Genomic DNA, 12,865 nt, shown 5'->3' with positions numbered 1-12,865 from the left:
GAGAGGAGGTGAATCGTGATGAACAAAACTGAATTGATCAACGCAGTTGTCGAGAAAGCAGATGTGTCTAAAAAAGACGCAACGAAAATCGTAGAAGCAACGTTTGAATCAATCACTGAAGCACTCCAAAGCGGTGAGAAAATTCAATTGATCGGTTTTGGTACTTTTGAAGTTCGTGAACGTGCTGCCCGTAAAGGTCGCAACCCACGTACGAAAGAAGATATCGAAATCCCTGCAAGCAAAGTTCCTGCCTTCAAAGCAGGTAAAGCGCTTAAAGATGCGGTCAAATAATGAGCAATACATAAGTCGCCGAGAGGCGGCTTTTTTTGTAGTTGAAAGCAAGTTCACATGGCGTGAATGTGACAAAAATGTGCTATACTATGTCAGAATGACAACGAAGAGGACGAGGGGGGATAGCATGGAACAGTTGACAAACGAAAGCGTTGTCACCGACCTTGCTCGTCAAATCGAACAACGTATGACTCATCCGTATTTGACGAGACACGAGATTGTACCCGCAGTCGACATGCCTTTACTTCGTTGGATGATCGACATGATTGAACTCGAATCGCATCAACATCGACAGCTCGTGCTCGCGACTTATTTTGCCCATCAAGCACTCGAGCTGCACGATCAAGTGAAGGAGTGCCCGAACGGGTCCCTTGAACGGCAACTTAAAGTGCTCGCCGGAGATTACGCCTCGGCTCAATTTTATAAAATATTGGCGATGTTTCCAGCGGACTATAGCAACCGTTTCGGTCGAACCGTGCAGCTTGTGAACGGCGCGAAGTGCACACTCGCCTTGGGGACGGACGTCGCTGTTGTGACGTGGATGGAAGCGAACTTCGGATTAATCAAAACGTTTTCCGAACTGCTAGGTCAATCTTATTTGACATCGTACGGGAAAGAAATCATCGAACAGAAGGCAACAGAACTGCGCCAAGAAAAAAGAGAACAGCTATCGACACTACTCGCGCATGCTGTCGCTTAGAACGGAAAGGGTGTTACGTGTTGCAACCGAAAGAGAAAGAGCAAAAAGTATATGAAGTATTTCAAACGATCTCGCCAAGCTACGATACGATGAACTCGATCATCAGTTTCCGTCTGCATAAATGGTGGCGCAGAGCGACAATGCGGCGCATGCAAGTGTTCCCCGGCGCAAAATGTTTGGACGTTTGCTGCGGGACGGCCGATTGGACGATTCAACTCGCCGAGGCGGCCGGAAACACCGGGGTCGTCAAAGGACTCGATTTTTCTGAAAATATGCTCGCTGTCGGACACGAGAAAGTGGCTGATTATCCGATGATCGAACTCATTCACGGGAACGCGATGGAGTTGCCGTTCGGAGATCATTCATTCGACTATGTGACGATCGGATTTGGCCTTCGGAACGTACCGGATTATATGACGGTCCTCCGGGAGATGCACCGCGTCTTAAAACCGGGCGGGACAGTGGTCTGTCTCGAGACGAGCCAACCGACGGCACCACTATTCAGCGGGCTCTATAAATTTTACTTTGGATCAGTCATGCCGCTATTCGGCAAAGTGTTTGCCGGGTCGTATGATCAATACAAGTGGCTGCAAGAATCGACGGATCAGTTCCCTGACCGGTTGACGTTAAAGCGCATGTTTGAAGAAGCCGGGTTCGAGCAAGTCGAAGTCAAGGCGTTTTCCGGTGGTGCGTGCGCCATGCACCTAGGAAAGAAGTGGTGAACGATGTCTTTAAAGCGACTTTATCGCCACATGAACCGAGAAATCGAACAGATTGATCGGTTTTTGTCGACGCGGGTCCACACGGAACATCCGGTGATCGAAGCCGCATCGAAACAATTGCTAGATGCTGGGGGGAAGCGGATCCGTCCGGCGTTCGTATTGCTCAGTGCCGGATTTGGGACTGGGAATGATATTCGTCTGACGAAAGTTGCGGCGAGCCTCGAGCTGATTCATATGGCGTCACTCGTTCACGATGATGTGATCGATGACGCGACACTGCGCCGCGGAAAACCGACCGTGATGGAACGATATGACGAGAGCGTCGCCATGTATACCGGTAATACGTTGTTCGGGGAAGCGATTCGGCTCGTGTCCGAAGTCGATTCCCCGGAAGTGATGCAAATCATGGCGGAGACGATGGAACTGATCTGTATCGGCGAGATCAATCAAATTCAAGACCAATATGACTGGGCGCAATCCCCGAAGCGGTACTTGGACCGGATCGCCCGGAAGACGGCACTCTTGATCGAGACGAGTTGCGCGGCCGGGGCCGTCGTCTCCGGGGCGTCACCTGACGTCGTCAAACAACTTCGGTTGTTCGGCTACGATATCGGGATGGCGTTTCAGATGACGGATGATTTGCTCGATTTCACGGCGAAGAGTTATCAACTCGGTAAGCCCGTCGGTGAAGATTTGAAGCATGGGCATAAAACATTGCCGCTCTTCTATTCATCAGAAGATCCTGTGTTTTATGAGCGGTTGCAGCAAGTCACGAACGCCTCGAACGATGAGATGACCCGGACGCTCGTCCGCGAAGTGCAACGGAACGGTACGCTTGAACGAAGTCAACGCACGATCGACCGTTACGTGAACCGGGCGATTCAGCGACTCGATTCACTGCCGGATATTCAAGACAAACGGTCGTTGATTGAGATTGCCGAATATATCGGCAAACGAAAATGGTAGTTCACACCTTGTAAACCCTTTCAAAAATGAAGATGACCGTGTAAACTGATAAAGTACATGGTACACATATTGATTTAGGGGGACTAGGGGTATGGAAAAGACATTTTTAATGGTAAAACCTGACGGGGTGAAGCGTGGTTTGATTGGGGAAATCATCACACGTTTCGAGAACAAAGGGTACACGTTGAACCGTCTCGAAATGCTGACGCCGTCAGTTGAGGTTGCAAAATCGCACTATGCGGAACATAAGGAAAAACCGTTCTTTGGAGAACTCGTCGCATTCTTGACGTCAGGTCCGGTCGTCGCGATGGAGTGGGAAGGCGAGAACGTCGTCGCCGTGTCTCGGTTGATGATTGGCAAGACGAACCCACTCGACGCGCAGCCGGGAACGATTCGTGGCGACTTGGCCTCGACAATGTCACAAAACGTCATCCATGGTTCAGACAGCGTGGAAAGTGCCGAGAGAGAATTATCGCTCTGGTTCGCCACTGAAACATCACACGTTTGATGACGATAAAAGGGACGGGGCCTCCTGTCCCTTTTTCTATTTGCATTAAAGCGCTTTCGTATGTTCGGACACGACATGATCTAGGATAAGAGAAAGAATTGAGGTTAGAACTGGTGATAAATGATTATGCGATCTTCGTAAAAAAGTTTTATTTAAAGTCTGGAATCGACTTGAATTTATACAAAGAAGCACAAATGAAAAGACGAATGGTCGCGCTCCGCGAGAAGAAGGGCTACGCCACATTTATCGAGTATTTTAAAGCGATGGAGTCAGACCGAGGTTTGTACGACGAATTTTTAGACCGGATGACGATCAACGTCAGTGAGTTTTATCGAAACCCGGTCCGCTGGCAACAGCTCGAGACGGACGTGTTGCCTGAGCTCATTCGTAGAAGCCAAGGGAAACTCCGGGTCTGGAGCGCGGCTTGTTCGACGGGAGAAGAACCGTATTCACTTGCGATGTTATTGTCGAAGCATTTGTCACCCGCCCAGTTCACGATCACAGCGACTGACCTAGATGACTTGGTGATCGAAAAAGCGAAACAAGGCAAGTATCATGAACGGGCGCTCGTCGATTTGCCGCCTGAGTTTCGAGATCGTTATTTCACCCGTCGAGATGACGACTATTTTGTCTCGGACGAGATTAAAAAACTCGTGACGTTCAAAAAGCACAACTTGCTCGCTGACGTCTACGAACGTAACTTTGACTTGATCGTCTGTAGAAACGTTTTGATTTACTTTACGGAAGAGGCGAAAGAGAAAGTGTACAAGTCGTTCCACCGCTCGCTTCGTCCGGGCGGGGTCCTCTTCGTCGGAGGGACTGAACAAATCTTCCAGCCGAAGCGTTACGGATACAAGATGAAACAAAGTTTCTTCTACGAAAAATTTGAGGAGTGAGGTGGCGCATATGCGTTATTTGACAGCGGGAGAGTCACACGGACCGGGATTGACCGTCATCATCGAAGGAGTCCCGGCCGGCTTAAGCGTCGACGTCGAGGCAATCAACGGCGAGTTGGCGAAACGTCAGTCGGGCTATGGCCGTGGACGCCGAATGCAAATTGAATCAGACAAAATCGAGGTGAGGGCTGGGGTTCGTCATGGGATGACGACCGGAGCCCCTGTTTCGTTTTGGATTGAAAACAAAGACCATGCGCATTGGCGGAACGTCATGCAGGCAGAGCCGGTCGACGACGAGTTTGAAATCAAGCGCCGGGTCGTTCGGCCTCGTCCGGGACATGCTGACCTTGTCGGCGGTCTTAAGTATGACCACCGAGACCTTCGGGACGTGCTCGAACGTTCGAGTGCACGCGAGACGGCGGCCCGCGTCGCTGTCGGTGCGCTCAGCAAACAGTTGCTCGACGCAGTCGGCATGTCGCTCGTCAGCTATGTGAAAGTGATCGGCGGCATCGAGTCCGCGCCGAAGCACTACGCAGCACTCGAAGAACTACGGACCGTCATCGAGGCGTCACCCGTACGCACGACTGACGAAACGTCCGGTGAAGCGATGATGCGTTTGATTGATGAAGCGAAAGCGGCCGGAGATTCACTTGGCGGCGTCGTCTGCACCGAAGTGCATGGCGTCATCCCAGGGTTGGGTTCTTACGTTCAATATGATCGCAAGCTCGATGCGGCCATCGCTCGCGCCGTCATGAGCGTCAACGCCATCAAAGGGGTTGCCTTTGGCGATGGATTTGACATGGCGTACCGTCCAGGATCGGAAGTGATGGACCCGATCGCCTATGACGAGTCCGGGTATACGAGACTGAGCAACCATTTAGGCGGTTTTGAAGGAGGGATGACGACCGGGATGCCGATCGTCTGCAGTGCCGTGATGAAGCCGATTCCGACGCTCTACAAACCGTTGCAATCGGTCGATATCGATACGAAACAGCCGTTCCTCGCTCAAATCGAACGAAGTGACGCTTGTGCTGTCCCGGCTGCGTCACTTGTCGTCGAGGCGGTCGTCGCGTTCGAACTCGCGCGTGAGTTGTGTGAGACGTTCGGACACGACACCGTCAAACGAATTCAGTCGCGGGTCGAGTCGTATCGTGAGGAAATCCGGTCGTGGTGACGATTCATGTTGACGCATCAGTCCCTTATGACGTGTCGATTGAACACAGCGACGCCTGGTTGGACCGCGTGGATTATTTCCCGGCTTGCTCGACGGTATGGGTCATTACAGACCGGACGGTGGATGCGCTACACGGTAAGGTGTTCAAACAACGTCTAGCCGGCATCCATCCGCAGATCGTTTGGTCGGTCGTCACGCCGGGTGACGGCTCGAAATCACTCGAGACCGTTGAAAAACTCGTGACAGATGGGTTGACCGCACGTTGTGACCGCGACACGCTCGTCGTCGCTTTTGGCGGGGGCATGATCGGGGACTTGGCCGGTTTTCTTGCGAGTGTGTATATGCGAGGGGTCCGTTACATCCAAGTACCGACGACGGTGCTCGCCCATGATTCAGCGATCGGTGGCAAAGTCGCCGTCAACCACCCGCTGTCTAAAAATGCGATCGGTGCGTTTTATCAACCGATCGGTGTGCATTATAACGTGTCCCGTCTCGAGACGCTGAGCAATCGTGACGTCTTGAGCGGCCTCGGTGAGTTGATTAAACATGCTTACTTGTCACGTTACGTCCTCGCTGCTTCATTCGAGGACGAACTGTTTCAGGCGTTGTCAGTTGGTACGCTAGACTGGGAAATGTGGCTTGCGCGCGGGATTGAAGTGAAACGTGTCGTCGTCGAGGCAGACGAACGGGAACGCGGTGTCCGGGCGTGGCTCAATTTTGGTCATACGTTCGGGCACGCTTTAGAGTCGGTCGAACGGTATCGACTGTCACACGGGGAGGCGGTGCTGTACGGCATGGTATACGCCTTTCTCGTCGGAGGAGACACGGATCGGGCCAGTAAGCTCGCCGCTTGGATGCGGGCGCGCCGCGTCAGCCCGGTTGAATGGAAACCGTTCGAGACGTATTTGACGGTGATGGGGCTCGATAAGAAAAATCGGGATGGACAAGTCCGTTTCGTGTTGCTCGGTGAAGCGGCTACCGTTGAGGCGGTGCCGTCCGAGCGGCTTGCTGAAGCATACATACAGTTGAAAGGGTGGTTCTGATGGGGTTGAATGGATTGATTCGCGTACCGAGTGATAAGTCGATCACGCACCGCGCGATCTTATTCGGTGCGATAGCGAGCGGGGAGACGGTCGTCATGAATCCGCTCCTTGGGGCAGATTGCCGTTCGACGATCGATGCGGTCCGTAGTCTCGGGGCAAGCGTCGAAGAACTCGACGAGCGGCTCCGGATCGAAGGTGTCGCGTCAGTCGTTCCGGCCACGCTTGACTGCGGGAATTCGGGGACGACGATGCGCCTGCTCTCGGGTCTCGTCTCCGGATATTCGGGTGAGTTCACGCTCGTCGGAGACGACTCGCTCTCGAAACGGCCGATGCGTCGCATCACCGAACCGCTTCGACAGATGGGGGCCGACATCGACGGCGAATTCGCCCCTGTTCGGATCAAGGGGCGGCGCTTGAGCGGGATCGATTACACGTTACCGGTCGCGAGCGCGCAAGTGAAGTCGGCTATCCTATTGGCCGGTCTTCGCGCTGACGGGCCGACGATTGTCCGTGAACCGATGCTGTCACGCGACCATACGGAACGGATGCTGCCGCTGTTTGGTGGACGCGTCGAGATCACGAACGAAGATGGCGTGCGGACGATCCGGCTATCGTCAAGTCACCTCGACGGGGCGACGGTCGACGTGCCAGCCGACCCGTCGTCGGCTGCTTTCTTCTGGGCCGGGGCCGCCATCGTCCCAAACAGCCGCGTGACGACGACCGACGTCTGTTTGAACGAGACGAGAATCGGCTTTTTACGAACACTTGAGCGTATGGGAGCGAACGTCGAGATCACTCGGCTGCGACCACTCGGGGAAGAGACGGTCGGAGATGTGACGGTGACGACGAGCGAACTTCAAGGGGTGACGCTCGAAGGCGAGGCCATCCCACGACAAATCGATGAACTCCCACTCTTCGCTCTCGTCGCGTCGCAGGCGTCGAGCCCGTCAGTCGTAAAGGATGCGGGTGAACTGCGTGTGAAAGAGACCGATCGGATCAAGACGGTCGCGAGCGAGCTCGCGGCGCTCGGTGTCGATATCCGCGAGACCGAAGACGGGTTCAGCGTTTTCCCGAGCCGGCTTCAGGCTGGTCATGTGTCCTCGCATGCGGACCATCGTCTATCGATGATGCTACAAGTGGCAGCTTTACTGATCGACGAACCCGTCGTCATCGACGGGATCGAAGCCTCTGAAATCAGTTACCCTCATTTTCGTGACGATTTACAACGGCTCGGTCGTGAGATAGAATAACGGCAATACCTGAAAGTGGTAGGAGGAAATTAATTATGTTAGACGAATCAGTATTAAACCATATAATCGAGATGCTCGAAAAAGGTGAGACCGAGCACGCCTTGGCGCACCTTGAAGCGCTTGAGACAGAAGGTTCGGACGAAGATCGGTTGGCGATTGCCGACCTATATCTCGAACTGGGCCTCGCCGACCGGGCTGTGAATTTACTGGCAGCACTGTATGTCGACTACGCGGGCAACCCGCACGTGGCGCTGTCGCTCGCTGAAGCGTATCTCGACAGCGACCGGGAAGAAGAAGCGATCGCCGTCCTTGAAACGATCGATGCGAGCGACAAAGAGGCGCACATGAGAAGTCTCGTCTTATTAGCTGATTTGTATCAATCGCAAGGACTTGACGAAGTCGCGGTCAAGAAATTGATGGAAGCGTTACAGGCGAATCCGGACGAGCCGCTGCTCGTCTATGGGCTGGCCGAACTATACGCCTCGATCGGTTCGTTTGAACAGGCGGTACCGCTCTATGCGCGCTTACCGCACTTGCGATTGCCCGAAGAACTCGACTATCAAGCCGATTACGCTGAAGCACTGACGATGATCGGCTCGTTCGAAGAAGCGCTCGATGAATTCGAGAAGACAGAGAACCGCAATCTGAACACCGTGTTCGGACATGCGATGACGGCCCACCGTATCGGGCGTGATGAGGTCGCCATCAAACAGTTCGAAGAGCTCCGCTTGATGGACCCTGACTTTACATCGCTTTACTTGCCGTATACGGAAGCGCTCGAGGAACTCGGTCGCATCGATGAAGCGCTCGAAGTGATCGATCAAGGGATCGACCGTGACGACTATAACGATGAGCTGCGCACTGTCAAAGCGAAGCTGTTCTTGAAGCAAGGCCGCACAGACGAAGCGGTCAATGAACTCCGCGAAGCGCTCGCCTTGAACCCGGAATCGCTTCAAGCGACCGAACTGCTGTTGTCAATCTTGTTCGAAGCGGGAGACATGGAAGCCGTGCTCGAGACGATCGATGCGCTCGAGGAGCACTCGACGTCGACGCTCATGACGTGGTACAAGGCGAAAGCCGCCTATGAACTCGAGGACTATGAGCAGGCTGTCAATCTATACACCTCGATCGAACAAGTTTATAAAGAGGACGTGTCATTTTCGACTGAATGGGCTACACTATTGGTAGAAGAAGGACAGCGTGACAAGGCGCAGCGTGTGCTCGAGCAAACGCTTGCGCTCACCGTGGATATGATCGACCGCCAAATTCTCGAAGAGCGGATCGACTTGTTGACGGATCGCGATTAATCAATATAAAGGAGATGGGGTCATATGGTCGAGCGGAAAAAGAATTTTTTAAAGCGATTCCTCGCTCATCATACGCTTCGTAAGCGAGAGGCCAAATGGATCATTGATTATTGGCTTAGACATCCTGAAAAACTTGGGAACGTTCATTTCGTGACGAACGCCTCGGTTTCACCGCGCAGCCTCGTCATGACGGCGTACGGCTTCGAAGGGGAACCGTTCCGTTACCGACGAGGTGACCTCATCACGGTCAATCCGGAAAAGGCGTACCATGACATTCGGCTCCACGACGGGACGATTTATGTCGAACTAAACTTTCAAGGGATGATGATTGATGAGAGTTGGATCGACATCGTCGAGCTCAATCCGTTTGAGCCTGTCGCCGAGATTAAAGACGAAGTGACGAACTCGGCCCAGACGGTCATTCGAGCATCGGTCGCCCAGTTCGAGGAAGAGCGTCTGCTCGTCGAGATCGACGAGGCGCTTGATCGCCGGGACGAGAAGCTGTTTCGTAATTTGACGAGCAAACTTCATCAAGTGAGAGCATCGAAATTATTTTAGGAAAAACAAGCGCTTCCGTTATGGAAAGCGCTTGTTTTTTGGTATATTAATGACGTAGGAATACACAATAATTTCACATTTCGTTCATAACTTTCGAGAGGAAGCGAATGTAGGTACGCTACAATGGACATGATGATGTATGTCTTCTAAAGAGAGGAGGAGGAAGATGAGGTTCGATGGCATGGATGCGTTGAAATCGCTGACCGAACGCCAATACGTCGATACGCTCATCGTCCCACTCGTCGAACTGGCGTTTGATGAGGAGATGGTGCGTAAAGCCGAAAGCTACGAGGTCGTCCAAGCGGTGGCGCTTGAAACCGAACGACAGCTGTCTGGACGGACGATGCTGAATCCGACGCTTAGCTATCTCGATGTCGAGGCCGGGTACGAATTTGCATGCGCAGTCATGACAAAAGCAACGACGGCCGGGTTTGCCCACGTGTTGTTCATCTCTTCAGACGTTCGCTTCAAAGCGTTCGAGTTACCGGTCATATTCGTTCCGCCGCTTGCCTTGAAAGGCATGTCGGGGGAGCAGTCGCACACGATGGTCCAAAATTTTGCGACGCAAGTCATTACAGAGCTTTCGGGCCGTTGGATGGCGACATGAAGCGGTTGACGTAGAGGTTTTATTGATATACTATTTTGGTGAGTGAGAAATTTTTGTGAAGAATGCATAAAGAATTATGGGGTTATGCACACGAATGAGGGGGGAACCAAATGGCTCAAAATGGGTCAAAAGTCACGCGCCGTCAGTTCTTAACGTATACGTTAACTGGTGTAGGTGGCTTTATGGCGGCAACATTGATCAGTCCGATGGTCAACTTTGCGATCGATCCGGTCTTGAAAAAATCGGGTGCGGGCGACAAAGTGAAGGTCATGAGTCTTGACGACATCACGACTGAGCCGCAACGTGTCGACTTTAAAAAACAAACGCAAGACGCTTGGTATGAATTTGAAGAAACACTTTCAGCATGGGTGTTCAAAGACGAGAACGGTGAAGTAATCGCACTCTCTCCTATCTGTACGCATCTTGGCTGTCAAGTAGGTTATGGTGGAGATCCGACAAGACCGTCAGAATTTTTCTGTCCGTGTCACTTCGGGCGTTACGAAAAAGACGGAACGAACATTCCGGGTACACCTCCGACATCACCGCTGGCACGCTATGAAAAAGAAGAAAAAGACGGCTTCCTATACTTGGGCAGTCCAGTCGCACAGTTGTGAGAGGGGGAAATAGTCGATGTTACAAAAAATTTATGATTGGGTCGATGAACGCGTCGACATCACGCCGTTATGGCGCGACATCGCTGACCATGAAGTACCGGAACACGTCAACCCTGCCCATCACTTTTCAGCATTTGTTTATTGCTTCGGCGGTCTGACATTTTTCACGGTCGTGATTCAAATTCTGTCAGGGATGTTCTTGACGATGTACTACGTTCCAGATATCATCAATGCCCACGCATCAGTGTATTACTTACAGAACGAAATCGCACACGGACAAATCGTTCGTGGGATGCACCATTGGGGCGCATCGGTCGCGATCGTCATGTTGTTCTTACACACGCTCCGCGTGTTCTTCACCGGGTCGTATAAGAAACCACGCGAACTCAACTGGGTCGTCGGAGTCCTCTTGTTCTTCGTCGTCTTGGCGCTCGGTCTTACAGGTTACTTGTTACCTTGGGATATGAAAGCGTTGTTCGCAACGAAAGTTACGCTTCAAATTGCCGAAAGTGTTCCTGTCATTGGTGGAATCGCCAAGACCCTTCTCGCCGGTGGTGAGATCGTCGGGGCACGGACGCTCACGAACTTCTTCGCCATTCACGTCTTCTTCTTACCGGCGGCCTTGTTCGGACTCCTCGGAGCCCACTTCCTGATGATTCGTAAACAAGGAATATCTGGACCGCTATAAGCCGATTCGAAGACAAAAAGGAGGAGAAACGATATGCATCGCGGTAAAGGGATGAAATTTGTAACCGACTCTCGAGTAGGAATCGGGAATCGGAAACAAAATATTGCAAAAGACTATTCTGAATATCCAGGACGCACAGAAGCGTTCTGGCCGAACTTCTTGCTTAAAGAGTGGATGGTCGGTTCGGTCTTCTTGATCGGATTCATCGCCTTGACGATCGTCGAGGCAGCACCGCTCCAAAACATCGCCGATCCAACGAACACGTCATACATTCCGTTACCGGACTGGTATTTCTTGTTCTTGTATCAATTGCTCAAGTATCAATTCGCGGCGGGGGACTGGATCCTTCTTGGAACGGTCATCTTGCCTGGGGTCGCGTTCACGGCGCTCTTGATCGCACCGTGGCTCGACCAAGGAATCGAGCGCAGGCCGGCCAAACGACCGGTCGCGATCAGCTTCATGCTGCTCGGGATTCTCTCGATCATGTACTTGACGTGGGAATCTGTTCAAACGACGCATTGGGATCAAGTTCATGAGCAAGGAATCTTAGTCGTACCGGGTGAAGGTCCGGAAATCGATACAGCCGCACCTGGCTATGAGATTTATGCAGCCCAGTCTTGTGTGAACTGTCACGGTCAAAACCTCGAGGGCGGGGCGGCAGCTCCAGGACTCATCGGAACGGCCTACACGGCTGAAGAGATCGCGGAGATCGCGGTCAACGGTGTCGGCACGATGCCGGCCGGTCAGTGGGACGGTTCGGATGAAGACCTCCAAGCCATGTCCGAGTTCCTCGCCTCATACGGTGAAGGCGGCGAAAATAACCAGTAAGCAATCGAGTGTAGTCCCCTATGGGCTACACTCTTTTACTTATCGGTCACGCAAGCTACAATAAAGAAAAAAAGGACGGAATGATTTCATGAACTATACGATGTGGCTTCCCTTTCTAAAACATAAAGCCGTTTTAACATTCCTCTTCATCGTCAATCTGCTCGGCACGATTTACGGATACGTCTGGTATGAACCACAGCTTCGCGACACGCCGCTCATCTATTGGCCGTTCGTACCGGACAGCCCGACGGCGTCACTATTTTTCACAATCGTCCTGGCGCTGTGGCTGCTCAAGAAAAACTCACCGCTCATCGAGACACTCGCCTTCATCACACTCATCAAATACGGGGTCTGGGCCGTCGTCATGAACGTCTTGTTCCTCATGAAGCTAGGAGACGACGCGGACACGTTCATCGTGCTCATGGCCGTCATGCTCATGCTGTCTCACGGTGCGATGGCGGTCCAGGCGTTTCTATACGCCCCGTTCATGCGTTGGACCGTGTCGTCGTTCGTCTTGACGCTCATCTGGGTCATCCATAACGACGTCGTCGACTACGTGCTCGGACAATGGCCGCGTTATCCGTCGCTCGCCGAGCATATTATGTGGATCGGCTACGGGTCGTTCTGGTTGACGGGAATATGTTTTTTTGTGGGATACCGACTCATCCTGCGCGCTTCGCTTGATAATAAGTTCATAAGAATGTAAAATCGAG

Annotated in this window: 16 protein-coding genes; all 16 read left to right on the top strand. The window is 52.5% G+C overall.

Annotated features, from left to right (window positions below; translation table 11 throughout):
• The first annotated feature begins 15 nt into the window (after positions 1 to 15).
• The 16 genes from KNP77_RS01455 (at position 16) to KNP77_RS01380 (ending at position 12,858) form a co-directional block, all read left to right on the top strand.
• Positions 16 to 291: an HU family DNA-binding protein gene (locus tag KNP77_RS01455; protein WP_198010937.1), complete on the top strand. Its 276-nt coding sequence runs from the start codon at positions 16 to 18 to the stop codon at positions 289 to 291.
• A gap of 127 nt (positions 292 to 418) precedes the next feature.
• Positions 419 to 991 carry a heptaprenyl diphosphate synthase component 1 gene (locus KNP77_RS01450; protein WP_071399652.1) on the top strand — a complete coding sequence of 191 codons (573 nt, stop codon included), beginning with the start codon at positions 419 to 421 and terminating at the stop codon, positions 989 to 991.
• 20 nt (positions 992 to 1,011) lie between these two features.
• The gene (locus tag KNP77_RS01445; RefSeq protein ID WP_035386712.1) at positions 1,012 to 1,713 is read left to right on the top strand and encodes a demethylmenaquinone methyltransferase; all 702 of its coding nucleotides are present in this window, start codon (positions 1,012 to 1,014) and stop codon (positions 1,711 to 1,713) included.
• Between the two features lie 30 nt (positions 1,714 to 1,743).
• Positions 1,744 to 2,679 carry a polyprenyl synthetase family protein gene (locus tag KNP77_RS01440; protein ID WP_251138860.1) on the top strand — a complete coding sequence of 312 codons (936 nt, stop codon included), beginning with the start codon at positions 1,744 to 1,746 and terminating at the stop codon, positions 2,677 to 2,679.
• A gap of 91 nt (positions 2,680 to 2,770) precedes the next feature.
• Complete coding sequence (ndk, locus tag KNP77_RS01435) at positions 2,771 to 3,187, top strand: nucleoside-diphosphate kinase (protein ID WP_131489824.1); 417 nt, start codon at positions 2,771 to 2,773, stop codon at positions 3,185 to 3,187.
• A 116-nt stretch (positions 3,188 to 3,303) separates the two neighbouring features.
• Positions 3,304 to 4,083, top strand: coding sequence for a CheR family methyltransferase (locus KNP77_RS01430; protein ID WP_070327943.1), 780 nt, complete (start codon positions 3,304 to 3,306; stop codon positions 4,081 to 4,083).
• A gap of 10 nt (positions 4,084 to 4,093) precedes the next feature.
• Positions 4,094 to 5,257 carry a chorismate synthase gene (gene aroC, locus KNP77_RS01425; protein WP_131465238.1) on the top strand — a complete coding sequence of 388 codons (1,164 nt, stop codon included), beginning with the start codon at positions 4,094 to 4,096 and terminating at the stop codon, positions 5,255 to 5,257.
• Positions 5,251 to 6,300, top strand: coding sequence for a 3-dehydroquinate synthase (locus tag KNP77_RS01420; protein ID WP_131465236.1), 1,050 nt, complete (start codon positions 5,251 to 5,253; stop codon positions 6,298 to 6,300). Before aroC ends, KNP77_RS01420 begins: the two co-directional genes overlap by 7 nt.
• Positions 6,300 to 7,550 carry a 3-phosphoshikimate 1-carboxyvinyltransferase gene (gene aroA / locus KNP77_RS01415; RefSeq protein ID WP_131465234.1) on the top strand — a complete coding sequence of 417 codons (1,251 nt, stop codon included), beginning with the start codon at positions 6,300 to 6,302 and terminating at the stop codon, positions 7,548 to 7,550. Before KNP77_RS01420 ends, aroA begins: the two co-directional genes overlap by 1 nt.
• A gap of 35 nt (positions 7,551 to 7,585) precedes the next feature.
• A complete protein-coding gene (locus KNP77_RS01410; RefSeq protein WP_070327427.1) occupies positions 7,586 to 8,857 on the top strand; it encodes a tetratricopeptide repeat protein in 1,272 nt (423 codons plus the stop codon).
• A gap of 24 nt (positions 8,858 to 8,881) precedes the next feature.
• The gene (locus KNP77_RS01405; protein ID WP_016509965.1) at positions 8,882 to 9,415 is read left to right on the top strand and encodes a ReoY family proteolytic degradation factor; all 534 of its coding nucleotides are present in this window, start codon (positions 8,882 to 8,884) and stop codon (positions 9,413 to 9,415) included.
• 166 nt (positions 9,416 to 9,581) lie between these two features.
• The gene (locus tag KNP77_RS01400; RefSeq protein ID WP_236633388.1) at positions 9,582 to 10,022 is read left to right on the top strand and encodes a DUF2487 family protein; all 441 of its coding nucleotides are present in this window, start codon (positions 9,582 to 9,584) and stop codon (positions 10,020 to 10,022) included.
• Positions 10,023 to 10,132: 110 nt separating this feature from the next.
• A complete protein-coding gene (locus KNP77_RS01395; RefSeq protein ID WP_131465232.1) occupies positions 10,133 to 10,636 on the top strand; it encodes a QcrA and Rieske domain-containing protein in 504 nt (167 codons plus the stop codon).
• 16 nt (positions 10,637 to 10,652) lie between these two features.
• Positions 10,653 to 11,324, top strand: a complete 672-nt coding sequence (gene qcrB, locus KNP77_RS01390; RefSeq protein ID WP_016509980.1) for a menaquinol-cytochrome c reductase cytochrome b subunit — start codon at positions 10,653 to 10,655, stop codon at positions 11,322 to 11,324.
• Positions 11,325 to 11,357: 33 nt separating this feature from the next.
• Positions 11,358 to 12,152, top strand: a complete 795-nt coding sequence (locus KNP77_RS01385; protein WP_070327424.1) for a menaquinol-cytochrome c reductase cytochrome b/c subunit — start codon at positions 11,358 to 11,360, stop codon at positions 12,150 to 12,152.
• A gap of 88 nt (positions 12,153 to 12,240) precedes the next feature.
• On the top strand, positions 12,241 to 12,858 hold the full coding sequence (locus tag KNP77_RS01380; RefSeq protein WP_214887953.1) for a DUF1405 domain-containing protein: 618 nt from the start codon (positions 12,241 to 12,243) through the stop codon (positions 12,856 to 12,858).
• Positions 12,859 to 12,865 lie beyond the last annotated feature (7 nt).

The organism is Exiguobacterium sp. s142, assembly GCF_018618455.1.
Lineage (GTDB): Bacteria > Bacillota > Bacilli > Exiguobacteriales > Exiguobacteriaceae > Exiguobacterium > Exiguobacterium aurantiacum_A.
The sequence above is the reverse complement of the archived record's forward strand: the minus strand, read 5'-3'. Positions and strand labels throughout refer to the sequence as shown.